Source organism: Streptomyces sp. NPDC058619, from assembly GCF_042717785.1.
In the GTDB taxonomy this organism is placed as follows: domain Bacteria; phylum Actinomycetota; class Actinomycetes; order Streptomycetales; family Streptomycetaceae; genus Streptomyces.
In genome coordinates this window covers 156,099-179,640 of the sequence record NZ_JBHXQN010000007.1, presented here as the reverse complement: position 1 = coordinate 179,640, position 23,542 = coordinate 156,099, and the positions used below count along the sequence as shown (strand labels likewise).

General features: G+C 75.2%; 19 protein-coding genes and 1 pseudogene. 10 read left to right on the top strand and 10 right to left on the bottom strand.

Annotation, left to right across the window (positions count from 1 at the left end):
• Positions 1 to 50 precede the first annotated feature (50 nt).
• Entirely contained in the window at positions 51 to 782 is a 732-nt protein-coding gene (locus ACFWTC_RS10125; protein WP_384026679.1) for a hypothetical protein, read from the bottom strand.
• A 151-nt stretch (positions 783 to 933) separates the two neighbouring features.
• On the opposite strand from ACFWTC_RS10125, the gene ACFWTC_RS10120 reads away from it, so the two are divergent.
• Together ACFWTC_RS10120 and ACFWTC_RS10115 are read left to right on the top strand one after the other, a co-directional pair.
• Positions 934 to 1,806: a LysR family transcriptional regulator gene (locus ACFWTC_RS10120; RefSeq protein WP_383919109.1), complete on the top strand. Its 873-nt coding sequence runs from the start codon at positions 934 to 936 to the stop codon at positions 1,804 to 1,806.
• A complete protein-coding gene (locus ACFWTC_RS10115) occupies positions 1,775 to 2,935 on the top strand; it encodes a M24 family metallopeptidase (RefSeq protein WP_383919090.1) in 1,161 nt (386 codons plus the stop codon). Before ACFWTC_RS10120 ends, ACFWTC_RS10115 begins: the two co-directional genes overlap by 32 nt.
• 52 nt (positions 2,936 to 2,987) lie before the next feature.
• Here the strand turns inward: ACFWTC_RS10115 and treZ are convergent, their stop codons facing one another.
• Positions 2,988 to 4,736, bottom strand: a complete 1,749-nt coding sequence (treZ, locus tag ACFWTC_RS10110; RefSeq protein WP_384026663.1) for a malto-oligosyltrehalose trehalohydrolase — start codon at positions 4,734 to 4,736, stop codon at positions 2,988 to 2,990.
• Positions 4,737 to 4,846: 110 nt separating this feature from the next.
• On the opposite strand from treZ, the gene ACFWTC_RS10105 reads away from it, so the two are divergent.
• Together ACFWTC_RS10105 and ACFWTC_RS10100 are read left to right on the top strand one after the other, a co-directional pair.
• A complete protein-coding gene (locus ACFWTC_RS10105; protein WP_384026660.1) occupies positions 4,847 to 5,410 on the top strand; it encodes an FHA domain-containing protein in 564 nt (187 codons plus the stop codon).
• A gap of 93 nt (positions 5,411 to 5,503) precedes the next feature.
• On the top strand, positions 5,504 to 5,998 hold the full coding sequence (locus ACFWTC_RS10100) for a GNAT family N-acetyltransferase (RefSeq protein WP_383919081.1): 495 nt from the start codon (positions 5,504 to 5,506) through the stop codon (positions 5,996 to 5,998).
• On the opposite strand, the gene ACFWTC_RS10095 is transcribed toward ACFWTC_RS10100, so the two are convergent.
• Together ACFWTC_RS10095 and treY are read right to left on the bottom strand one after the other, a co-directional pair.
• Positions 5,995 to 7,305, bottom strand: coding sequence for a M14 family zinc carboxypeptidase (locus tag ACFWTC_RS10095; protein WP_384026657.1), 1,311 nt, complete (start codon positions 7,303 to 7,305; stop codon positions 5,995 to 5,997). The genes ACFWTC_RS10100 and ACFWTC_RS10095 overlap by 4 nt on opposite strands.
• 152 nt (positions 7,306 to 7,457) lie before the next feature.
• Complete coding sequence (treY, locus tag ACFWTC_RS10090; protein WP_384026654.1) at positions 7,458 to 9,827, bottom strand: malto-oligosyltrehalose synthase; 2,370 nt, start codon at positions 9,825 to 9,827, stop codon at positions 7,458 to 7,460.
• An 82-nt stretch (positions 9,828 to 9,909) separates the two neighbouring features.
• On the opposite strand from treY, the gene ACFWTC_RS10085 reads away from it, so the two are divergent.
• Positions 9,910 to 11,190, top strand: coding sequence for an MFS transporter (locus ACFWTC_RS10085; protein ID WP_383919072.1), 1,281 nt, complete (start codon positions 9,910 to 9,912; stop codon positions 11,188 to 11,190).
• Positions 11,191 to 11,270: 80 nt separating this feature from the next.
• Here ACFWTC_RS10085 and glgX read toward each other — a convergent pair whose 3' ends face one another.
• On the bottom strand, positions 11,271 to 13,385 hold the full coding sequence (gene glgX, locus ACFWTC_RS10080; RefSeq protein ID WP_383919069.1) for a glycogen debranching protein GlgX: 2,115 nt from the start codon (positions 13,383 to 13,385) through the stop codon (positions 11,271 to 11,273).
• A gap of 274 nt (positions 13,386 to 13,659) precedes the next feature.
• Here glgX and ACFWTC_RS10075 point away from each other — a divergent pair, with 274 nt between their 5' ends.
• Entirely contained in the window at positions 13,660 to 14,925 is a 1,266-nt protein-coding gene (locus ACFWTC_RS10075) for an SAV2148 family HEPN domain-containing protein (RefSeq protein WP_384026651.1), read from the top strand.
• A 234-nt stretch (positions 14,926 to 15,159) separates the two neighbouring features.
• Positions 15,160 to 15,873: a 3'-5' exonuclease gene (locus tag ACFWTC_RS10070; RefSeq protein ID WP_383919062.1), complete on the top strand. Its 714-nt coding sequence runs from the start codon at positions 15,160 to 15,162 to the stop codon at positions 15,871 to 15,873.
• Between the two features lie 58 nt (positions 15,874 to 15,931).
• Here the strand turns inward: ACFWTC_RS10070 and ACFWTC_RS10065 are convergent, their stop codons facing one another.
• Both ACFWTC_RS10065 and ACFWTC_RS10060 read right to left on the bottom strand, forming a co-directional pair.
• Positions 15,932 to 16,783: a phosphotransferase enzyme family protein gene (locus tag ACFWTC_RS10065; protein ID WP_384026648.1), complete on the bottom strand. Its 852-nt coding sequence runs from the start codon at positions 16,781 to 16,783 to the stop codon at positions 15,932 to 15,934.
• Positions 16,784 to 16,870: 87 nt separating this feature from the next.
• Entirely contained in the window at positions 16,871 to 17,536 is a 666-nt protein-coding gene (locus tag ACFWTC_RS10060) for an HAD family hydrolase (protein WP_384026646.1), read from the bottom strand.
• A 526-nt stretch (positions 17,537 to 18,062) separates the two neighbouring features.
• Between ACFWTC_RS10060 and mgt the strand changes: the two are divergent.
• The 3 genes and pseudogenes from mgt to ACFWTC_RS10045 all read left to right on the top strand — a co-directional run bounded on the left by mgt (position 18,063) and on the right by ACFWTC_RS10045 (position 21,044).
• Positions 18,063 to 19,300, top strand: a pseudogene (gene mgt, locus ACFWTC_RS10055) (macrolide-inactivating glycosyltransferase).
• Between the two features lie 20 nt (positions 19,301 to 19,320).
• Entirely contained in the window at positions 19,321 to 19,884 is a 564-nt protein-coding gene (locus ACFWTC_RS10050; protein WP_383919053.1) for a DUF1697 domain-containing protein, read from the top strand.
• A 158-nt stretch (positions 19,885 to 20,042) separates the two neighbouring features.
• On the top strand, positions 20,043 to 21,044 hold the full coding sequence (locus ACFWTC_RS10045; protein ID WP_384026644.1) for a ketopantoate reductase family protein: 1,002 nt from the start codon (positions 20,043 to 20,045) through the stop codon (positions 21,042 to 21,044).
• A 35-nt stretch (positions 21,045 to 21,079) separates the two neighbouring features.
• Here ACFWTC_RS10045 and ACFWTC_RS10040 read toward each other — a convergent pair whose 3' ends face one another.
• From ACFWTC_RS10040 to ACFWTC_RS10030, 3 genes are read right to left on the bottom strand one after another with little or no spacing between them, the layout of a single operon-like run.
• Positions 21,080 to 21,844 carry a sirohydrochlorin chelatase gene (locus tag ACFWTC_RS10040; protein WP_383919047.1) on the bottom strand — a complete coding sequence of 255 codons (765 nt, stop codon included), beginning with the start codon at positions 21,842 to 21,844 and terminating at the stop codon, positions 21,080 to 21,082.
• Between the two features lie 8 nt (positions 21,845 to 21,852).
• On the bottom strand, positions 21,853 to 22,752 hold the full coding sequence (locus ACFWTC_RS10035) for an ABC transporter permease (protein ID WP_383919044.1): 900 nt from the start codon (positions 22,750 to 22,752) through the stop codon (positions 21,853 to 21,855).
• A complete protein-coding gene (locus tag ACFWTC_RS10030; RefSeq protein ID WP_384026641.1) occupies positions 22,739 to 23,536 on the bottom strand; it encodes an ABC transporter ATP-binding protein in 798 nt (265 codons plus the stop codon). Before ACFWTC_RS10030 ends, ACFWTC_RS10035 begins: the two co-directional genes overlap by 14 nt.
• Positions 23,537 to 23,542: the final 6 nt, after the last annotated feature.

The window sequence follows — 23,542 nt, the reverse complement described above, 5'->3', positions numbered from 1 at the left end:
TCGATGTGCATGCACAGCATAGCCGATCAGCGGGGTGCTTCCGCGACGCCTTATTCCGCCACCGGAGCCCCCGCGGCGGCGTGCGCGACGGCCGCCGCGGCCAGCGCCCGCACGATCGGGTGCGGCCGGGTGCCGTCCCCGTACAGCTCGGGCTGGAAGAGCGTCGCGAGAAAGAAGGGATGGCCCGGCAGCTCCGCGATGCGCGCCTGTCCCTCCTCGTCGCGACCCGACAGCCGCAGCCCGTGCGCGGTGAGCACCTCCAGGCGCCTTGCCACCGGGCCGTAGTTGCAGCTGTAGCGCTCCATCGACCGCTCCGCGCCCAGCGCCGACTCGGCCAGCGACCCGGGCTCGGCCCGTACGAGCCCCTCGTGCCCGGCGAGCGAGCAGGCGAGCGGCGCGATCAGCGGGTCCGCCGCGCCGGGGTCGTTCTCGGCGTGCGCGGCTCCGGTCAGGCCGCACACGGAGCGGGCGTACTCCAGCAGGGTGTGCTGGAAGCCGCCGCAGGTCCCGAGGAAGGGGATGCCCGCCTCCCGCGCCACCCGGATCGCCGCGAGCGCCCCGGCCTCGCTGGCGTACGGGCTGCCCGGCGGGACCCAGACGGCGTCGAAGCGGGCCAGCGCCCCGGAGGTGGCCTCGGCCACGGCGTCGCCGGTGGGGATCCAGTACGCGTCGAGGACGAGGCCTTCGCGCGAGGCGAGCGAGTCGAGGAGGAGCGGGATGCGGGTGTGGGCGGTCACGTGGGGCGAGCGGTCGCCGACGAGGGCCAGCCGGGCCGCGCGCACAGGGGCGGGGGCGGGGAGGGTGGTGGCGGCGAGAGTGGTGGCGGCGAGGGTGGCGCCGGCCGGTGTGGTGGTCATGCGGATCATCCTGCGACCCCTCCCATTTCAGCGCCAACGATTGTTGTCGCTCCCTCGATAAGCAACGCTGATGCCCATGGAACCGCACCTGCTCCGCACCTTCGTCGCCGTGGCCCGGCTGGGCTCCTTCTCCGGCGCCGCCCGGGAACTCGGCTACACCCAGTCCGCCGTGTCCCAGCACATCGCCGCCCTGGAGGGCGACCTGCGGACCGGGCTCCTCACCCGCCGGCCCGTGGAGCCGACCGCGGCCGGGGAACGACTCCTGGAACACGCCGGGCCGCTGCTGCTGCGCCTCGACGCCGCCCGGGCCGACGTCCTGCGGCTGGCCGCCGCCCCGCCCGGCCGGGTCACCCTCGCGGCCTCCCCGCTCGCCGTCGGGCCGGCGCTGCTCGCCGTCCTGCCCGTCACCGGCGTCACCCTGCGGGTGCTGCCCCCGGAGCAGGTGCCCGCCGCCGTCGCCACCGGGGGCTGCGACCTCGGCCTCGTCGACGGGCTCGCCGCCCCCAGCGACCCGCTGCGGCTGCCCGACGTGGCCCCGCTCACGGTGACCGGGATCGGCGAGGAGGCGCTGGCCGTGCTGTTTCCCACCGGGCACCCCCTGGCCGTGCGGGCCTCCGTCCGGCTGGACGACCTCACCGACGCCCGCTGGCTCGACGCCCCCGGCGTGGGACTGCCGCTCACCGCCGCCCGCGGCGCCCTGCGCTACGACGGCACCGACCTGCTGGCCCTGTGCGCCCTCGCCGCCGCCGGGCACGGCCTCGTGCTGCTGCCCCGCCGGGTCGCCGCGGCCGCCGGCGCCGGGGTCGCCGTACCCCTGGCCGCCCCGCGCCTGGTGCACCGTACGGAACTGCTCTCGCCCGGCACTCCGACCGGCGCGGCCGCTGCGCTCGCCGCACGCCTCGCGGCAGGATCGCCGTATGACTCCCGACCCCACGCACGCGACGCCTGACCCCGCGCCCGCCGAACCCGCCCCCTTCACGGCCGCGGACTACGCCGCCCGGATGGCCGCGGCCGCGCGGACCGCGGCCGGAGCGGGCCTGGCCGGCCTGCTGATCGCCCCCGGGCCCGACCTCACCCACCTCACCGGCTACCGCCCCACCGCCGAGACCGAGCGGCTGACCGTGCTCGTGCTGGCAGCCGGGCGGGAGCCGGTGCTCGTCGTGCCGGCGCTGGAGGCGCCCGACGCGGAGAAGGCCCCCGGCGCCCCCGCGCTGACCCTGCGGGACTGGGCCGACGGCAAGGACCCGTACGCCGCGACCGCACCGCTGCTGGACGCCGCCGGGCGCTTCGGCGTGAGCGACAACACCTGGGCCCTGCACCTCCTCGGCCTGCAGCGGGCGCTTCCCGCCAGCTCGTACGCGCCGCTCACCGACGCGCTCCCCATGCTCCGCGCGGTGAAGGACGAACGGGAGCTGGAGCGCCTCGCCGCGGCGGGAGCCGCCGCCGACGCCGCGTACGCGCAGATCCTCCACCTCCCCTTCGCCGACCGCCGGGAGACCGACGTCGCCGCCGACCTGGCCGGCCTGCTGCGCGCGCACGGCCACTCCCAGGTCGACTTCACCGTGGTCGGCTCCGGCCCCAACGGCGCCAACCCGCACCACGAGGCCGGCGACCGGGTCATCCGCCGCGGCGACATGGTCGTCCTGGACTTCGGCGGCCTGCGCTACGGCTACGGCTCCGACATCTCCCGCACCGTGCACGTCGGGGAGCCCACCGCGGAGGAGCAGCGGGTCCACGACGTCGTCCGCGAGGCCCAGCAGGCCGGCTTCGCGGCGGTCCGGCCGGGCGCCGCCTGCCAGGACGTGGACCGGGCGGCCCGTGCGGTCGTCACCGAGTTCGGGTACGGGGACCGCTTCATCCACCGCACCGGCCACGGCATCGGCGTCACCACCCACGAACCCCCTTACATGGTCGAGGGCGAGGAGCGGCCGCTGGTCCCCGGCATGTGCTTCTCCGTGGAACCCGGCGTCTACCTGCCCGGCCGCTTCGGCGTCCGCATCGAGGACATCGTGACGGTCACCCGGGACGGCGGGCGCCGCCTGAACAACGCCCCGCGCGAACTGGCCGTCGTCGAGTAGCCGGCCGGCGGGCCCGCCGCGCGGCCCTCCACCGCACCCGGGGAGACGGCCGTCACGGGCCGAGGACGACCGCCGACTCCCCCGGAACGTGCACCCGGCCGTCCGGGCCCGGGTGGTCGAGGGGCTCCCAGGCGGCCAGCACCCGCACCCCGTTGCGCCCCAGCGCGATCGTCGCCGGCTCGGGGGAGAGGTTGACGACCACCCGTACGTCGCCGCGCCGGAACGTGAGCCACCGCCGCTCCTCGTCGTAGGCGACCCGGACCGCCGCGAGGTCGGGGTCGCGCAGGTCCGGGTGCGTGCGGCGGAGCGCGACGAGGGTCCGGTACCAGGCCAGCAGACGGGCGTGGGCGCCCTGCCCCGGCTCCGTCCAGTCCAGGCAGGAACGGGCCCGGGTCGCCGGGTCCTGCGGGTCGGGGATCTCCTCGGCCTTCCAGCCGTGCGCGGCGAACTCCCGCCGGCGGCCGCTGCGCACGGCCTCGGCGAGGTCGGGGTCGGGGTGGTCCGTGAAGTACTGCCACGGGGTGCCCGCGCCCCACTCCTCGCCCATGAACAGCATCGGCACGAACGGCCCGGTCAGCGCCACCGTCGCGGCGCACGCCAGCAGCCCGGGGGAGAGGGAGGCGGAGAGCCGGTCGCCGAGCGCCCGGTTGCCGATCTGGTCGTGGGTCTGCGTGTAGCCGAGGAACCGGTGGGCCGGGGTGCGCCGGCGGTCCACGGGCCGGCCGTGGGTGCGGCCGCGGAAGGAGGACCAGGTTCCGTCGTGGAAGAACGCCCGGGTCATCGTCTTGGCGAGGGCGGCGAGCGGCGCCGCCGCGAAGTCGCCGTAGTAGCCCTGGGACTCACCGGTCAGCGCGCAGTGCAGGGCGTGGTGGAAGTCGTCGTTCCACTGCGCGTGCAGACCCAGCCCGCCACTGCCGCGCGCGGTCGTGGTGCGGGGATCGCACTGGTCGGACTCGGCGATGAGGAACAACGGCCGCCCGGACTCGGCCGCCAGCGCGTCGACGGCGGCGGCCAGCTCCTCCAGGAAGGTCAGCGCCCGCCCGTCGGCCAGCGCGTGCACGGCGTCGAGCCGGAGCCCGTCGATCCCGTAGTCGCGCAGCCAGGCCAGGGCGCACCCAAGGAAGTACGCGCGGACCTCGTCCGAGCCGGGCGCGTCCAGGTTGACCGCGGCGCCCCACGGGGTGTGGTGGGCGTCCGTGAAGTACGGGCCGAAGGCGGGCAGGTGGTTGCCCGAGGGACCGAGGTGGTTGTGGACCACGTCCAGCACGACCCCGAGGCCGGCCGCGTGCGCCGCGTCGACGAACCGGGAGAGGCCGGCCGGGCCGCCGTACGGCTCGTGCACCGACCAGGGCGCGACCCCGTCGTACCCCCAGCCGTGCCGGCCCGGGAAGGAGCAGACCGGCATCAGCTCCACGTGCGTGACACCGAGGCCGGTGAGGTGGCCCAGGCGCGCGGCGGCGGCGTCGAAGGTGCCCTCGGGGGTGAAGGTGCCGACGTGGAGCTCGTACAGGACCGCGTCCTGGAGCGGCACCCGCGGGGGCGGCGCCCCGTGCGGCGCGAAGGCGTCCGGGGCGACCACCGCCGAGAGCCCGTCGGGCCCGTCCGGTAGCCTCCGGCCGCGCGGGTCGGGGCGCGGGACGGGGTCCTCTCCCAGCAGGAACCCGTACCGGCTGCCGTCGGCGGCCGGGGCCTGCACCACCCACCAGCCATCCCGGTCCGGATCGGGAGCCATGTCGTACGTCGCGTCGTCGAGTCGCATGGCGACATGACCTGTCAGTGGTGCCCACACCTCGAACTGCACGGACGGTCCCCTCGTCTCCGGCGGTGTCCAGCATGCGTATCCTGCCCATCATTCCGGGCCGGGCGGGGGAGTTCTGGACACTCCACCCCCAACAGGCCGACAATCACCCTGTGACGTCGAGTTTCGAGTTCCCCGCCTATCCCGCGCCGCGGCTGTCCGACGCCGAGCGCGACCGGGCGCTGGGCCAGCTCAGGGAGGGCGCTGCCCTCGGCAAGCTGTCCCACGACACGTTCCTGCGCCGTATGGAACTCGCCCTGGTGGCCCGGCGCTCCGAGGACCTCGCCGTCCTCACCGCCGACCTCCAGGGCCGGGGCGGCCGCGAAAGCCCGTGGACCCGTCGGCTGTTCGGCTGGGTGGGCCGGGTGTCCGCGGTCAGCGTCGGCGTCCGGCGCGCGTGGGCCGCCGAAAAGCTGCCCCGGCTGCTGCTCCCGCACCCGAGCGCGGGGGTCCTGCGGATCGGCCGCGACCCGGGCAGCGGCCTGCGGCTCACCCACGAGACCGTCTCCCGGGCGCACGCCGAGCTCAGCCTGCGGGACGGGACGTGGGTACTGAAGGACCTCGGGTCCACCAACGGGACCACGGTCAACGGGCACCGGGTGACGGGCTCGGCGGTGGTCCGGGACGGCGACCAGATCGGCTTCGGGAAGATGTCCTTCCGACTCTCGGCGAGCTGACGGCCGACCGGGACCCGTACCCCGCGGATCCGGACCGGGCGCGGCGCCGGCCCCCGGGTGCGCAGGGCGGGCGGCGCCCAGCAGGATGGCCGCATGGACCACACCACCCCCGTCGTGCGCCGCGCGCGCCCCGCCGATCTGCCCCGCCTGGTCGAGCTCGTCCACGAGCACGTCGCGTACGAGAGGGCGGCGCCCCGCCCGCCCGGCCTCGCCGAGCGGCTGGGCCCGCTGCTGTTCGCCGAGGGCGCCCGGCTGTGGGTGCTGCTCGCCGGGACCCCGGGGGGCGAGGTCGCCGGATACGCCGCCTGCTCCGCCGAGTTCGCCTTCTGGGACGCACGCTCCTACCTCCACATGGACTGCCTGTACCTCGCCGAGGACGCCCGCGGGCACGGGCTCGGCGCCGCCCTGATGGACGGGGTCGCCGGGCTCGCGGACGAGCTCGGCCTCGACGAGGTGCAGTGGCAGACCCCCGAGTGGAACGAGGGCGCCGTCCGCTTCTACGACCGGCTCGGCGCCACCGGCGCCCCCAAGCGCCGGTACACGTGGACCCCGCCCGCCCCGGCCCCGACTGCTCCGGCCGCTTCCTAGCGCGGGCGGGGCGCGAGGCGTTCGTACGCGGCCAGCACGGTCCGGGACTGGTGCTCGACCTGCGTGGCCACCGGGACCCAGCGGGCCTGGAAGCGGGCCGCGAACTCCTCGCACCACCCCGTGACGAGGCGGTCGAGCCCCGGCGCCGCCGCGTCGTCCCGCGCGCGCAGCACCCGCAGCAGCATCGCCGCCGCGCGCAGCGACAGCCGCCGCCCGAACGCGTCGATGCTGGCGACGTACGCGGCCGTGGCCTCGGTGGGGGCGCCCGGGCCGGTCCACTCGGCGGCGATCCGCGGGATCAGGGCGAGCGTCCAGTCCACCGCGCGCAGCAGGGGCGCCGCGTCCGGGTCGCCGTACGGGGCCTGCCCGGACAGCGTTCCGTCGCGCACCCGGGACACCAGGGCGGCGTCCTGCGTGAGCCGCTCGGACAGCACCCGCAGCGCCCGGCGCGGATCGGGGTGCGGGGCCGGGTCGTCCACCAGGTCCGAAGCCCACATCGGGACTTCGACGATCGCCGTGGTGCCGGCGTACCGGTGGGTGTGGTACCAGGTGCTGAGCCGGGTGTCCTCCGGGGGGAAGGCCCCGGCGGCCTCGCTGCCCGGCTCCGGGATCACGAAGATCCCCGGACCGGGGGAGAGCCACCCGGCCGCGTCCGACGCCCCGTTCTCCACCGGGATCCGCAGCTCGGCGGCCGACTTGGCGAAGGGCTCCGCCAGGCCCGGTATGTCGCGGGTCAGCTGCACCCAGGAGCCGCCGAGGTCGGTGGCGTGCAGCGAGACCTGAAGGACGGGCCGCAGCTCGTCGATCAGGGCGGTCAGGGCCACGGTCTCGGGCGGCAGCCGGTCCGGGGGCAGTAAAGACGGCGCCCACTCGGGCTGTTCCGGCCCCGGGGGCCGGAAGAAGTGCCGGTGGTACTCCAGGAGCGAGTACGGACGGGGCGTGCGGTGCAGCCGCGCCCCGTCCGGGTCGGCGCAGAGCAGGAAGTGCCAGCCGCAGCCGGCGCGCGGCCCCGGGTCGTGCAGCAGGTGCCGGGCGAGGGAGAGCGCGGTCGCGCCGCCGACGGGCTCGTTGGCGTGCGCGCCGGCGACGACCAGCACGTTGCGGCCGGGCCCCGCGGGGGGCCCGGCCGCCGGGCCGCCGCCGGGGCCGTCCGCCGGCCCGACGGACAGCACCCAGAGCGGCTGCCCGGCCCGGGAGCTGCCCGCTTGGCGGAGCCGGACCTGGCCGGGATGGTCGTCCGCCAGCGCGCGGGCGGTCAGAACGAGTTCGAGCGGCGTCGGGTAGTGCATGTCGCGAAGGAGGGTCACAGGGGATGCCATGCCCGCCCGGCGCACCCCCTACCGCTCCGGGCGCCCGGCACTTCCCCAAATGTCCCGCGAACCGCCTGGCCACGCCGTCCGCACCGACCGTCCGACCGCCCTTCGCACACCCGACCGGGGCGCCGCCGGCCGCCGCCCGGTCACTCCTGCCGGAGCAGGAGCGCCACCGGCCGGGCGGCCAGGAGCTCGCCCAGGGCGGCCTTTCCCGCGTACGGGGCGCCGGGCGCGCCGTCCGGCCCGGCCAGCGGGACCCACCGGCCCGGCGGCAGGGGCAGCACCGTGTCGCGCCAGCCCCCGGCCCCGGCCAGCCGGTACGAGAGCCGGGTGGCCACCGCGACGAGCCCCGGCGAGCGGGCGAAGGCCAGGCAGTGCTCCGCCGCCGGACCCCGGGCGGTGAGGGGGGCGTACCCGGCGAACAGCGACGGGCGGGCCCGGCGCAGCCGCAGGACGGCGGCCGTGAGGGCGAGCTTCTCCTCGGCGGGACCGCTCGGGGCGGCTCCCGCGTCCAGCCGGGCCAGGGCTTCGCGGGGGAAGCGCGCCGGCCGCCGGTTGTCGGGGTCGACGAGGGCCCGGTACTCGGTCTCGGCGCCCTGGTAGACCTCCGGGACCCCGGGCATCGCCAGGTGCAGCAGAGCCGTCCCGAGGAGGTTGGCCCGGGCCGCCTCGGCCAGCTCGGGCGGGAGCCCGCCGCCGGTCCGGGCGTAGTCCGGGACGGCCGTCTCGTACGCCTCGTCCCGCTCCGTCCAGCCGGTGTGCAGGGCGGCCTCGCGGACCGCCTTGAGCAGGGCCTCCGCCAGGCGGTCCGGGGCCTCGGGGGCGTCCCCGAGGCCCAGGGCGGTCTGCCGGGCCACCCACGCCAGCTGCGGGTCCGCGCCCGCGGGCCGGCCCATCAGCTCCGGCGCCTGCGAGAGCACCGCGATCCGGGCCCGGACGTCCGCGCTGCGCTTGGTGTCGTGCGTGGACAGCACCGTGCCGGACCCGGGCCACTCCCGCGCCAGGGCCGCGCAGTACGCGTGGAACTCCGCGGGCGGGACGGCCGGGTGGCCCGGCTCGCCGCCGACCTCGGTGGCGGACAGCAGGGGGGCGTACCGGTAGAAGGCCCTGTCCTCCAGGGACTTGGCGCGCAGCGCCGCCGAGGTCTGGGCGAAGCGGGCGGCGAACGCGGGCTCGTGCAGCAGCAGTTCGCGTACGCCGCCCAGAGCGTCCTTGCCGCCGGCCGCGCTCCCGCCGCCCGCGTCCTCCCCGTCCGCGCCCTCCCGGTCCGCGCCCTCCGCGGCCGGGTCTTCGCCTACCGGGGCCTCGCCGACCGCCGCGAGCGCCGCGGCCGCCCGCTCCAGGGCCCCCGGGTCGGGCTCCGGCGCCTCGGGGTACGGCCGGTAGACGGGGTAGGCGATGAGCAGCTCCCGCACCGCCGGTCCGAGTTCCGGGCCGGCCATCCGCTCCAGCGCGGCCAGTTCGGCGGCCAGGTCGCCGGTCAGCACCTCCCGCGCGGCGGCCGCGGCCGTCCGCTCCCACGGCGCCGTCCCGGTGAAGGCGGCGTACCGGCGGGCCAGTTCGGCGGCGCCCTCCGGGTCGGTGAACACCCCGTCGACCCGGTGCAGCGCGTCGTACCCGGTGGTCCCCGCGACCGGCCAGGCGGACGGCAGCCGCTCGTCGCGGGCCAGGATCTTCTCCACCACCACCCAGCAGTGCGGCCCGGCTGCCTCCCGCAGCCGCCGCAGGTACTCCCCGGGGTCCGCCAGCCCGTCCACGTGGTCGATCCGGAGCCCCTCCACGACCCCGTCCCGCACCAGCTCCAGCACCTTGGCATGGGTGGCCGCGAACACCACCGGGTCCTCCACCCGGACCCCGATCAGTTCCGAGATCGTGAAGAAGCGGCGGTAGTTGAGGGCGGTGCGGGCCTCCCGCCACCAGGCGGGCCGGTACCACTGGGCGGCCAGCAGCTCCGGCAGCTCCAGGCCCGCGGTGCCCTCGCGCAGGGGGAACTCCTGTTCCCCGTGGCGCAGGACGTCCCCGTCCACCGCGAGCGCGCACCCGGCGGCCGGTCCGGGGAGCACCGGCAGCAGGACCTGCCCGCCGCCCGCCTCCCAGTCGATGTCGAACCAGCGGGCGTACGGGGAGTCCGGCCCGTCCCGCAGCACCTCCCACAGCGGGCGGTTCAGCCGCAGCGGCGACGGCACCGCCATGTGGTTCGGCACGATGTCCAGGACCAGGCCGAGCCCGTGCGCCCGGGCGGTCGCAGCGAGCGCCCGCAGGCCGGGCTCGCCGCCCAGCTCCGCCCGGACCCGGGAGTGGTCGGTGACGTCGTACCCGTGGGCCGAACCGGGCACGGCCTCCAGCACGGGGGAGAGGTGCAGGTGGGACACGCCGAGGGAGGCGAGGTGCGGCACGGCGGCCCCGGCCGCCTCGAAGGGGAACTCCGGGCGCAGCTGGAGGCGGTAGGTCGACGCCGGAGTGACAGGTTTCGGAACATCAGATTCCGAACGGAGGCTTGACTGCGGCTGGCTCATGAGAACGTACGTACCCAGCCTGCCGGATTCCGTGCCATGACCCAATGCATCCGGGTGACTGCGGCGGGTTAACGTTGCTCAAGTGGTTGGAACCGTCAACACCTATCGAAAAGTCATCGCCCTGACCGGGCCCCTACTCCCCCTCGTCTCGTTCTTCGCCCGACTGCCCGTCGCGATGTCCCAGTTCGGAAGTTTCCTCCTGGTCGCCGAGACCAGTGGCTCCCTCGCCACCGCCGGCATCGTCGGCGGCTCCCTCTCCGTGGGCCAGGTGCTCTGCGGCCCCCTGCTCGGGAGGCTCGCGGACCGGTACGGGCAGCGGCGCGTGGTCCTCACCGCCGCCGCCGTCAACGCGCTGGCCACCGCCGCCCTGGTCACCGGGGCGCTCACGCACCTCGCCACGGTCCCGCTGGCCGCGCTCGGAGCCGTCACCGGTGCCTCCGTACCGCTGATCGGGCCGCTCGCCCGGACCCGGTCCGTGGCCCTGGCCCGCCGGGCCGGTTCCGACGAGAGCGTCGTGGGCGCCGTCCACGCGCTCGAAGGCACCCTGGACGAGGTCTCGTTCGTCTTCGGGCCCGCCCTGGTGGGCCTCGCGGCGCTGCTCGCCCACCCGGCCGTCGCCCTCGGCGGCGCCGCCGGGCTCGTCGCCGTCTTCGGCACCGCCTACGCGCTGCACCCGACCGCCGCCGTCACGGCCGGGTCGCCCGCACGGGCCCGCACCGCCGGGGACCGGGCCCGTCCGCCCGGCGTGGTCTACGCCGTACGGGGCTCGCTCGCCCTCCAGGGCGCCATGTTCGGCGCCTGCCAGGCGGGGATCGCCGCGCTCACCATCCGGCTGGGCGTCCCCGACCAGGCGGCCGTCGTCTACTCCGCGATGGGCGTCGTCAGCGCCGTCGTGGGGCTCGCTTTGGGCGCCCTCCCGGCCCGCTACGGGCTGCGGCTGCGCTGGCGGGCGGCCACCGGCGCGGCCCTGGTGCTGTCGGTGCCGCTGCTGTTCACCGACAGCCTGTGGCCGCTGTACGCCGTCGTCACCGTCCTCGGGGCCGCCTACGCCCCCCACCTGATCACCGCCTTCGCACTCATCGAGCGGGCCGTGGAACCGGCCCGGCTCTCCGCGTCGATGGCCTTCGCCGCCAGCTGCCTGGTGGCCGGGCAGGCCACGGCCCTCTTCGCGTGCGGCCGCCTCGCCGAGTGGTACGGCCCCGCCGGGGCCTTCGCCGTGGCGGTCGGCGCGGCCGCGCTGTGCCTCGTCCTCGCCCTCCTGGCCCGGGTGCCGTCCGGCCGGACCCACGGCAAGGCCTTCATCCCGGCCCAGCAGACCGCCTCCCCGGTCCTCGGAGAGGCGGCCGCGCCCGCCGGGCGCTGAGGGGCCCGGCGCCGCTGGCCGAAGCCGTCCGAGCGACCCGCCGGAACGGCCCGCCGAAGCCGCCTGCCCGCCGAAGCCGCCTAGGCAGGCCGCTGAAGCACCACCAGGCACCGTCCCGTCAGGGCCACCCGGCCCCCGGCCGCGAACTGCGGCCCGGTGCCGGGTGGCAGTACCTCCGGCCGGGCCGTGTCCACGACGAGGCGCCACTGCGCGCCGTGACCGGCCGGGACGGTGAAGTCCTGCGGATCGGCCCCCGCGTTGAACATCAGCAGGAACGAGTCGTCGGTGATCCGCTCCCCGCGGGTGCCCGGCTCCGAGATCGCCTCCCCGTTCAGGAACACCGTCAGCGCCTTCGCGTGCTGCGCCTGCCAGTCGCGGGCCCGCATCTCCTCGCCGTGCGGGGTGAACCACGCGATGTCGGACAGCTCGTCGTGCGTCCCCTCCACCGGCCGGCCGTGGAAGAACCGCCGCCGCCGGAAGACCGGGTGGTCGCGGCGCAGCCACACCATCCGGCGGGTGAACTCCAGCAGGGACGGCGCCGGTTTGCCCGGCTCGGGCCAGTTCACCCACGCCATCTCGTTGTCCTGGCAGTACGCGTTGTTGTTGCCGCCCTGCGTACGGGCGAACTCGTCGCCGTGGCTGAGCATCGGCACGCCCTGCGACAGCATCAGCGTGGCGATGAAGTTGCGCATCTGGCGCTCGCGCAGCTCCTGCACCTCCGGGTCCTCGGTCGGACCCTCCACCCCGCAGTTCCACGACCGGTTGTGGGTCTCCCCGTCCCGGTTTCCCTCCCGGTTGGCCTCGTTGTGCTTGTCGTTGTACGACACGAGGTCGTTCAGGGTGAAACCGTCGTGGCAGGTGGTGAAGTTGATGGAGGCCAGCGGACGCCGCCCGTCGTCCTGGTAGAGGTCCGAGGAGCCCGTCAGCCGTCCGGCGAACTCGGCCAGCGTGCGCGGCTGCCCGCGCCACAAGTCCCTTACGGTGTCACGGTATTTGCCGTTCCACTCGGTCCACAGCGGCGGGAAGTTGCCCACCTGGTAGCCGCCCTCGCCGAGGTCCCAGGGCTCGGCGATCAGCTTCACCTGGCTGACCACCGGATCCTGCTGGACCAGGTCGAAGAACGAGGACAGCCGGTCCACCTCGTGGAACTGGCGGGCCAGCGTCGCCGCGAGGTCGAAGCGGAAGCCGTCCACGTGCATCTCGGTCACCCAGTACCGCAGCGAGTCCATGATCAGCTGGAGCACGTGCGGGGACCGCATCAGGAGCGAGTTCCCGGTGCCGGTGGTGTCCGTGTAGTGGCGGGGGTCGTCCCCGAGCCGGTAGTAGGAGGCGTTGTCCAGCCCGCGGAAGGAGAGCGTCGGGCCCAAGTGGTTGCCCTCGGCCGTGTGGTTGTAGACCACGTCGAGGATCACCTCGATCCCGGCCTCGTGCAGCGCCCGTACGGCCGACTTGAACTCCAGCACCTGCTGGCCGCGGTCGCCGGAGGCGTAGCCGTTGTGCGGGGCGAAGAAGCCGATGGTGTTGTAGCCCCAGTAGTTGCTCAGCCCGTCGTTGACCAGACGGTGGTCGTTGACGAACTGGTGCACCGGCATCAGTTCCAGCGCCGTCACGCCGAGCTTGGTGAGGTGCGCGATGATCGCCGGGTGGGCGAGCGCCCCGTACGTGCCGCGCAGCTCCTCGGGGAGCTCCGGGTGGTGCATGGTGAGGCCCTTGACGTGCGCCTCGTACAGCACGGTGTGGTGGTACTCGTGCCGCGGCGGCCGGTCGTTGGCCCAGTCGAAGTACGGGTTCACCACCACCGAGCTCATGGTGTGCGGGGCCGAGTCCAGGTCGTTGCGCGAGTCGGGCCGGCCGAAATGGTAGCCGTACACCTGTTCGCCCCAGTCGACGTGGCCGGCGATGGCGCGGGCGTACGGGTCCAGCAGCAGCTTCGCCGCGTTGCAGCGCAGCCCGCGCTCGGGCTCGTACGGGCCGTGGACGCGGAACCCGTACCGCTGGCCCGGCATGATGCCGGGCAGGTAGGCGTGGCGGACGAAGGCGTCCGTCTCGCGCAGCTCGACGGCGGTCTCCGAACCGTCGTCGTGGAGAAGGCACAGCTCAATGCGGCGGGCGGCCTCGGAGTAGACCGCGAAATTGGTGCCGGCGCCGTCGTAAGTGGCGCCCAGCGGATACGCCTGTCCAGGCCATGCCTGCATAGAAAACGACTCTTCCCGTTCTGCTCCGGCTGATCCGGCTGGACCACGTCACTGCCAGATCTTCCCCGAAAGAGTCCCCGCACGCGTGGACTTGGGTTGCTCCTACCGGGTGACCCGGAGAGCTGACGATCGGGTCAGCGGACTGTGTGGGCATCGGATAACGGGCCAACGGGCAGCCGGTGTACGGGCCATCGGGCTGCAACGGGCCGCGCGCGCGGAGTACCCTTCCGTGATCACTGGAGACGGGCGTCCAGACGCAGAAGGCGGTGCACGGGTGAGCTCGGGAGGTCTGGAGCTGCCCCCTGGTGACAGCGGTCACGAGGGTGGCCCGGCGGACGCCACCGGAGGCGGGGCGGCCGGGGTCCCGGCCGGAGCGGTCTCCCTGGCGGGCGGACCGGACGAGGCCCGCGAGGCGGGGGCCGGAGCCGAACTCGACTGGGGCACGGAGGCCTGGAGCGAGGTCCGCACCCGGGCCCAGCGGGCGGGCCGGGCGTACATCTGGCTGAACCTCATCGAGCAGCGCCTGCGGGCGGTGGTCGGCGCCGTGCTGCGGCCGGTCTACGAGCCGGTGCACAGCGGGGACGACTGGGTGGTCGCCGCGGCCGGACCCGCCGGGCAGGAGTGGGTGCAGCGGGCCGTTGCCGTGCGCGAGGTCAGCCGGCGCAAGGGCTACCTGCTCGACCCGGCCGACGACAACGTGCTGAGCTTCCTGACGCTGCCCCAGCTGCGGGAGCTGATGGTCCAGCACTGGCCCTGCTTCGAGCCGTACTTCGACGACCGGCGCGAGATCGAGCTGGCCCTGGACGAGCTGGAGGTCACGCGGAACGTGGTCTCCCGCAACCGGGCGCTGTCGCGCGCGGTCCTGGAGCAGGCGGAACGCGCCTCGGCGCGGCTGCTGGAGGTCCTGGGCGGGGGCGCGGGCAGCCCGTCGGCCGACCGGCTGCCGATCGACGCGGTCGAGGGCCTGGTGGGCGACCGGTACGCCGACGTCATCTCCGTCCACCCGGACCGGGTGCGCCTGCAGCGGCAGCTGCCGGCGGAGGACCTGTTCGGCGGCGCCCGCCGGCTGGACGCCATCGGCATAGGCCTCAACCTGCTGGTGCAGAACTTCTCGGGCCGAAGACTCGTCCGGCTCAGCGAGGCCGGCTGCCGGGTGCGGCTGGTGTTCCTGAACCCGGCGAGCAGCGCGGTCAAGCGGCGCGAGCGGGAGCTGGGGCTGCGCAGGGGCGAGCTGAGCCGCTCGGTGGAGATGAACATCCTGCACGTGCGGCGGGTGCGGGCGGGGCTGCGCGACCCCTCGCGCTTCGACATCCACGTCTTCGACGAAACCCCGCGGTTCACCGCCTACCTCGTGGAGGGGGAGTCCTCCGGCATCGCGGTGGTCCAGTCGTACCTGCGGCGGGCCCGGGGCATGGAGGCGCCGGTCCTGGTCCTGCGCGGGGGCGGGCGCGGGGTGGCGAAGGACTCCGAGCACGGGCTGTTCACGACGTACCGGGAGGAGTTCGAGTCGGTGTGGGAGGACTCCCGGCCCGTCTCGTGAAGCCCGCGGGGGCGCGGCGCGGGGGGCGTCGTCCGGCTTGTCAGTGCCCCGTGTCAGGCTGAAAGCCGTTGACCGAAGGCGTACGGGGGAGGGGCACGGGGTGGAGGACTGGCACGGCACGGGGGACCGGTACGGCGGTCTGCCGATCGGATTCGGCCCGGAGACGGCCGGCGCGGAGCCGGGGACACCGCTCCGGATGCAGCCGGCGGTCACCGCCGGAGCGGGGGCAGTGCGATGAGCTGGATCAGCGGGCCGCTGGTGGCCTTCGACCTGGAGACCACGGGCACCGACGTGGAAACCGACCGCATCGTCACGGCGGCGGTCGTACGGCTGGACCCGGACGGCGCCGTCGCGCAGGAGCGGACCTGGCTGCTCGACCCGGGGATCGCGATACCCGAGCAGGCGTCGGCGATCCACGGGATCTCGACGGAGCACGCCCGGGCGCACGGCGCGCCGGCCGTCTCCGCCGTCGAGGAGATCGCGCGGGCCGTCGCCGACGGACTGCGCTCCGGGACACCGCTGGTGGTGATGAACGCCCGCTACGACCTGTCGCTGCTGGACCGCGAGTGCCGGCGGCACGGGGTGGCGTCGATCAGCGAGCGGCTGGGCGACGCGCCCTCGCCCGTCATCGACCCGCTGGTGATCGACAAGCACGTCGACAAGTACCGCAAGGGCAAGCGGGCCCTGCACGCGCTGTGCGCCCACTACGGCGTGTCGCTCGACGACGCGCACGACGCGAAGGCCGACGCCGTGGCCGCGGCCCGGGTGGTGCGCCGCATGGCCGAGAGGCACCGGCCCGTCGGTGCGATGGCCCTGGCGGACCTGCACGACCTCCAGGTGCGCGCGGCGGCCGAGCAGTCGGTCTCGCTCCAGGCCTACCTGCGGCGCACCGCGGACCCGAAGGCGGTCGTCGAGCCGGCTTGGCCGCTGATCCCCCGGAGCCGGTGACCGCACCGGCCGCGGGTCCCGGCCGGTACGGACCGGCCGACGGGGCCGACAGGCGGGTCTAGAAGGCGTGCCAGCGCAGTTCCCGGTCGCCGTCCCGGAGCGAGGCCACCCGGCGGCGGAACTCGGCGAGCGCGGCCGGGTTGGCCGGCGCGTGCTGGGAGACCCAGGCGCAGCTGGCCGTCTCGCGGGCCCCGCGCAGGACCGCGCAGCCCTCCCAGTCGCGGACGTCCCACTCGTACGCCGTCACGAACTCCCCGTACGCCTCCGCGGGCAGGCCGTACCGGTCGAGCGACAGGGCCATCACCACCAGGTCGTGCTCGCGCAGGTCGGCGGAGACCGTCTCCAGGTCGACCAGGACCGGCCCGTCCGGGCCCACGTGCACGTTGCGGGTCAGGGCGTCGCCGTGGACGGTGCCCGGGGTCAGGTACGGGGTGAGGGCCGCGACCTCGCCGGCGTAGGCGTCGCGCCGGGCCCGCAGGTAGGCCGCGTCCGCCGGGTCGACGGCGTCCCCGGCCAGCCGCAGCCAGCGCTCGACCCCGCCCAGCAGGTCCCGCGGCGGGAGGGAGAACGGCGGTGCGGGCAGCGCGTGGACGGCGCGGAGCAGGGCCGCGAGGTCCTGCGGGCCGGGCGGCCGGACCGCCTCCGGGAGCCGGTGCCACAGCGTCAGCGGGTGCCCGTCCACCAGCCGCGGCTGCGGTTCGGCCGCGCGGACGGCCGGGATCCCGGACGCGGCGAACCAGTCCGCGACCGCGAGTTCCCGCTCGGCGCGCTCCAGCAGCGCCGCCTCCCGGCCGACCTTAACCACCAGGTCCCCGACGGCGAACACGGCGTTCTCGCCGAAGGCGAGGAGCGCCGGCGGCTCCGTGAGGCCCGCCGCCGTCAGTACGTCCCTGGCCTGCGCCTCGTCCATGCCGTTCGTCTCGTCCCTTGCTGCAGCGTCGTGGATCCGCCCAGTCTCGCATCCCCGAAGGGGCCTGAGCCCCGCACCGGGGTCCGGTCAGGCCGGGGCTCCCCCACCCCGCGACCGGTCGACGAGGCCCGGGAGTTCGAGCAGGGAGTCGATGCAATGGTCGGCGACCTGCCGGACGGTTTCGTCGTCGGCCCACCAGTGGCCCCAGGGGCCGCGGCGCAGGTGCGCGGTCATCAGACCGGCCCGGGCCGCGGGGAAGACGTCGTTCTGCGGGTGGTCGCCGACGTACAGCGTCTGGTCGGCGGGGGCTCGGGCGGCGCCGACGACCTGGTGGAAGAAGTCCGGACCGGGCTTGCAGACGCCCCACTCGGCGGAGGTGACGACCAGGTCCGCGGGCAGGTGCAGGGCCCGCAGCAGGTCGCCCGCCTTCGCGGACTGGTTCCCGGCGACGACGACGCGGACGCCTCTCTCCCTCAGGGCGGCGAGCGCGGGCCGGACGTCGTCGTAGAGGTCGCTTTCGTCGAGCCGCTCGCCCCGGCCGGCCGCCTCACGGGCCGCGTACTCGGCGTCCGGATCGAAGCCCGGCTTCAGGAGCCGCAGGGCGTCGGAAGGGTCCCGGCCGTCCACGACGACGGCGCCGACGAGCGCCGACACGGTGTGCCGAGGGACGCCGAGCCAGTCCGCCCAGCTGCCCCAGTAGCGGTCGTCGCGGGTCAGGGTCTCGCCGATGTCGAGCACGACGGTGCGCATCATGCCCGCCACCCTACGGCGCTCCGGGCCCCCACCGGGGCCGGCCGCGGGGGGTGCGGTCGACGGGGTCACAGGCAGCCGCAGCCGGAGGCGTGGAAGAAGAGCAAGACGGCCGTCGCGGTCGTCACGGCGAGGGCGGCCGCGGTCACGGCGGCGAGGCCGCGGCGGCGGCCCTTCGCGGGGGCGCGGTGGGCCGACCAGGCGCCGTGGGCGAGGACGAGCGCGAGCAGTCCGGCTCCGGCGAGGGTCAGGCGCGGACTGAACGACCAGGCCAGTCAGGCGGTCAGGGCCAGGCCGGCCAGCAGCGCGCAGGCGAGCAGGGTGAGGGCGACCTCGGCGACGGCCTCCCCCACCGTCTCCGCCCGGAAGTCACCGAGGTGTCTCGCCGCTCTGCGGATTCCCGGGGCGCTGCTCCGTCCCCGTGTGCGAGCCCACCCGCGCGGGGCCGTGTACCGGGAGGAACCGTTCGGGCCCGCAGCGGTCGCCGTGCCGCGGGGCGGGCTTCCGGGACTCCGGTCGGGTCTCCTGGTTGTACGAGACGTCTCGTCTCGTTACGCTCGGATCATGACCTCCGCGAAGCCCGCCCACATCGCCATGTTCTCCATCGCCGCCCACGGACACGTGAACCCGAGCATCGAAGTGGTCCGGGAACTCGTCGCGCGGGGCCACCGCGTCAGCTACGCCGTCCCCGCATCCTTCGCCGAGAAGGTCGCGGAGACCGGCGCCACCCCGGTGATCTGGACCTCCACCCTCCCCACCGACGACGACCCCGACGCCTGGGGCACCGAACTCATCGACAACATCGAGCCCTTCCTCGACGACGCCGTCCAGGCGCTCCCGCAACTCGCCGCCGCGTTCGCCGGCGACGAGCCGGACCTCGTCCTCCACGACATCACCTCCTACCCGGCGCCCGTGCTCGCCCACGGCTGGGGCGTCCCCGCCGTCTCCCTCTCCCCGAACCTGGTCGCGTGGGAGGGGTACGAAGAAGAGGTCGCCGAGCCGCTGTTCGCCGAGCTGAAGGCGTCCGCGCGCGGACGGGCGTACTACGCGAGGTTCGCCGGCTGGCTCACCGGACAGGGCCTCGACGGGGACGTCGACCGCTTCCAGGGCCGCCCGCGCCGCAGCATCGTCCTGATCCCCCGGGTGCTCCAGCCGAACGCCGACCGCGTCGACCCCTCCGTGTACACCTTCGTCGGCGCCTGCCAGGGCGACCGTACGGACGCCCGCGAACGCTGGACGCGTCCGGCGTCCGCCGAGGGGAGGAAGGTGCTGCTGGTCTCGCTCGGCTCCACCTTCACCAAGCAGCCCGCCTTCTACCGGGCGTGCATCGAGGCCTTCGGGGACCTGCCGGACTGGCACGTCGTCCTCCAGATCGGCGCGTTCACCGACGAGGCCGCGCTCGGCACGGTCCCCGCCAACGTCGAGGTCCACCGCTGGGTACCGCAGCCGGACATCCTGCGCCAGGCCGACGCCTTCATCACCCACGCGGGAGCCGGCGGGAGCCGCGAGGGCCTCGCCACCGCCACGCCGATGGTCGCCGTACCGCAGGCCGTCGACCAGTTCGGCAACGCCGACGTGCTCGCCTCGCTCGGCGTGGCCAGGCACGTTCCGATGGCCGAGGCGGACGCGGCGACCCTGCGGGAGGCGGTCCTCGCCCTGGTCCGGGACCCGGCGGTCGCGGCCCGCTGCGCGGAGGTCCGCGCGCGGATGGCCGAGGAGGGCGGCACGGCGCAGGCCGCCGACCTCATCGAGGCCGAACTGTCCTAGCCGGTGCTTAGGGTGCCCCCATGACGAAGAAGACCTCGGCAGTGACATACGCGGCGCTGCTGCGCGGGATCAACGTCGGCGGGAGCCGGAAGGTCCCCATGGCGGAACTCCGCGCGGTGCTTGAGGGACTCGGCCACGGCGGCGTGCAGACCTACCTGCAGAGCGGCAACGCCGTGTTCAGCAGCGCACGGCAGGACCCGGCGGCGCTCGCCCGGGAGCTGGAGGCGGCCATCGAGGCCCACTTCGGCTTCCGGGTGCCGTGCCTGGTGGTGGACGGGGCGTACCTGCGGGCCGTCGCCGAGGCCTGCCCCTTCCCGGCCGCCGAGCTGGAGGGCCGGCAGCTCCACGCCACGTTCTGCTCCGAGCAGCCCGGGCCCGAGCGGTTCGCCGGCCTCGACGCGGCGGCGTACCTCCCGGAGGAGTACCGGGTGGGCGACCGGGTCGTGTACCTCTACGCCCCGAACGGGCTGGGCCGCTCCAAGCTGGCCGAGGCCCTCGCCAGGCCCGCCGTCGTCAAGGGGATCGACGCGACCACCCGGAACTGGAACACGGTCGCCAAGCTCGTCGAGCTGACCGGGGCCTGATCCGGCCCCGACCGACTCCGCCCCGCCCCGACCGAACCCGCCCCGCCCCGACCGGATCCGACCGAACGCGGCCCGCCGCGGCGCCGGTTCGGTCACGGCGGTCCGGACGGTCCCGCCCCGGCGGCTCCCGCGGGCGTGGGATGTGCCAGGCTCGGGGCATGCGTTACATCATCATCGGCGCGGGCGCGGTAGGCGCCACCATCGGCGGACGGCTCGCGGAGGCGGGCGGCGATGTCGTCCTCGTCGCGCGCGGCGCGCACGCGGAGGCCCTCCGGGCGGACGGACTGCGGCTCACGACGGCCGACGGGACCCGGGTGCACCGGCTGCCCGTCGTCGGCGAACCCGCCGAGCTGGGCGAACTGCGCCCCGACGACGTGCTGCTGCTGACCGTCAAGACCCAGGACGCGATCGCCGCGCTCGACGCGTGGGGCGACGCCGAGGTCTCCGGCGGCGGCACGGCCGCCCAGCGGCTGCCCGTGCTCTGCGCGCAGAACGGCGTGGAGAGCGAGCGCCTCGCCCTGCGGCGCTTCGCGCGGGTCTACGGGGTGTGCGTCTGGCTGCCCTCCACCTTCCTGGAGCCGGGCGTGGTCTCCGCCCTGTGCGCGCCGCTGACCGGCATCCTGCACCTGGGCCTGGCCGCCGGCGGCGCGGACAGGGCGGCCGCGGCCGTCGCCGCGGACCTCGCGAAGGCCGGGTTCGAGGCGCCCGTGGTCACGGACGTGATGCGCTGGAAGCACGCGAAGCTGCTGGGCAACCTGGACAACGCGATCCAGGCGACGACCGGCCCCGAGCCCGACCCGGCGAAGGCGGCCCTGCTCCTGCGGGCCGTCCGCGAGGCCAAGGCGGCCTTCCTCGCGGCGGGCATCCCGTACGCCTCCGAGGCCGAGCAGTCGGACGCCCGCGACGGCAAGGTCGAGCAGCCCGCCGGGGTGCGCGGCGGCTCGTCGTGGCAGAGCCTGGCGCGCGGGACCGGCTCGGTGGAGGCCGACTACCTCAACGGGGAGGTCTCCCTGCTGGGCCGGCTGCACGGGGTGCCGACCCCGGTCAACGACGTGCTGCGGCACGCGGCCAACATCTTCGCCCGCGAGGGGCTGCCGCCGGGCGCGATGTCGATCGCGGACCTGACGGCACTGGCGGACGAGGCGGCGGCTCGGAGCTAGCCCGGACGGCGTCGCCGCTTCGCACCGCGGGCGGCCTACGCCACCAGCGTCCGCAGACGTGCCGGGAGGCGGGCGGCCGCGTCGTAGCGGTCCAGCAGCAGGCGGGCCAGCTCCGGGGCCGCGCCCAGCACGTCCGCGACGAGGTCCGCGCCCGCGGCCTGCGCACCCGCCACGATGCGGTCCGGGAGCCGGCCGGGGGCGATGACGTACGGGGCCACCACCACGCGGCGGTGGCCCTCGGCGCGCAGCTCCCGTACGGCGTCCTCCGTACGGGGCAGGGCGGCGGAGGCGAACGCAGGCCGCACGGCGCACCAACCGGTGTGCCGCCACTCCCGCGCGGTTTCAGCGATCACTGCGATCGCCTCCGGGTCCGAGGAGCCGGCGGACGCGAGCACCACCGCGGTGGTGGCACGGTCCGCCGGGGTGAGGCCGGCTTCGGCGAGCCGGCGTTCGAGGGCCGAGACCAGGAGCGGGGACGGGCCGAGGACCTCGGCCACCCGCACCGTGAGCCCCGGCAGCCGGGCCGTCGACTCCGACAGCACGGCCGGGACGTCGGCCTTGGCGTGGAAGGCCCGGGTCAGGAGCAGCGGCAGGGCCACGACCTCCCGTACTCCGGAGGCGTGGAGCGCGGACAGCACCTGCTCCACGCGCGGGGCGTTGAAGTCCAGGAAGGCCGTCTCCACCCGCAGCCCGGGCCGCAGCGCCCGCGCACGCCGGGTGAGGGCGTGCACGGTCGCCGCGTGCCGCGGGTCGCGGCTGCCGTGGGCGATGACCAGCAGGACGGGTCGTGCGCGGTGCATGGCGGCGCTCAGCTCTTGACCAGCAGGCCGCGGCTGCGCAGCACCCACCGCTCGACCGGGCTGAAGATCAGCAGGTCGATGGCGATGCCGACCACCAGGATCAGCAGGATCGCGAGGAACACGCCCGGCAGGTCGATGTTGTTGCGGCCGTTCTCCAGCAGCTGGCCGAGGCCGAGGCCCAGATCCGGGGAGCTGGCGATGATCTCGGCGGCCATCAGCGAGCGCCAGGAGAAGGCCCAGCCCTGCTTCAGGCCGGCCAGGTAGCCCGGCAGCGCGGCCGGCATGACGATGTGCCGCGCGCCGCGCAGTCCGGTGGCGCCCAGGGTCCGGCCGGCCCGCAGGTACAGCGGCGGGATCTGGTCGATGCCGGACACCAGGCCGTTGGCGATCGAGGGGACCGCGCCCAGCAGGATCACCGTGAACATCATGGCGTCGTTCAGGCCGAACCACAGGACGGCCGGCGGCACCCAGGCCACCGAGGGCAGGGACTGCAGGCCCTGCAGGATCGGGCCGATCGCGGCGCGCACGAACTTCACCCGGGCGACCAGCAGGCCGAGCGGGGTACCGATGGCCAGGGCCAGCAGGAAGCCGAGGAGGCCGCGGGACACGCTGGTCCAGATGACCTCCAGCAGCGTGCCCTGGAGCCACATGTCGGAGAGGCTGTCCCAGACCGCGGACAGGGCCGGCAGCTTGGTCTCGTCGGTGACCTTCGCGCTGACGAGGATCTGCCAGACCAGCAGCACGAGGCCCACGGCCAGGAGTGGGGGCAGGACCTTCTTGACGAGGACCTCGTGGACCGGGGTCCGGTGGGTCTGGACCGCGTCCAGGGCGTCCAGGCCGGCTTCCAGCCCGGCGAGGTCGTCGGCGCCGGCGGCCTTGCCCTTGGGCTTGATGTCAGTGCTGGCCATGACGGCGGATCTCCCCACGCAGGTGTTCAGTGATCTCGACGGACAGCTCGGCGACGTCCGCGTCCTCGATGCGGCGCGGCTGCGGGATGCCCACGGTCCATTCCTTCGCGATCCGGCCGGGACGCGAGGACAGCAGGACCACGCGCTGGGCGAGGCGGACGGCCTCGCGCACGTTGTGCGTGACGAACAGGATGGACAGGTTCGTCTCTTCCCAGATGCGGGTGAGCTCGCCGTGCAGCACGTCCCGGGTGATGGCGTCGAGCGCGGCGAACGGCTCGTCCATCAGCAGCAGCTGGCTGTCCTGGGCGAGCGCCCGGGCCAGGGCCACGCGCTGGCGCATGCCGCCCGACAGCTCGTGCACGCGCTTGCCGTACGAGCCGCCGAGCCGGACCAGCTCCAGCAGGCGCTCGGTCTCCGGCTTGCGGTCGGCCTTGGCCACCCCGCGCAGGCGCAGGGCGAGTTCGATGTTCTTTCCCGCGGTCAGCCACGGGAAGAGGGCGTGCTCCTGGAACATCAGCGCCGGACGGCCGCCGGGGGTCGCGATGGACCCTGCGGACGGCTTGTCCAGACCGGCGACCAGGTTCAGCAGCGTGGACTTGCCACACCCCGAGGCCCCCAGGATGGTGACGAACTCTCCGGGAGCGACATCGAGGCTGATGTCGTCCAGGACGAGCTGCGATCCGGCCGGGCCGGAGAAGGACTTCGAGACGTGCTCGATGCGCGCGGCGTGTGTGAGCTGCTCCGCTACGGTGCCCTCGGCAGCCTTGGCAAGCGTCGTGGCCATGGTCGT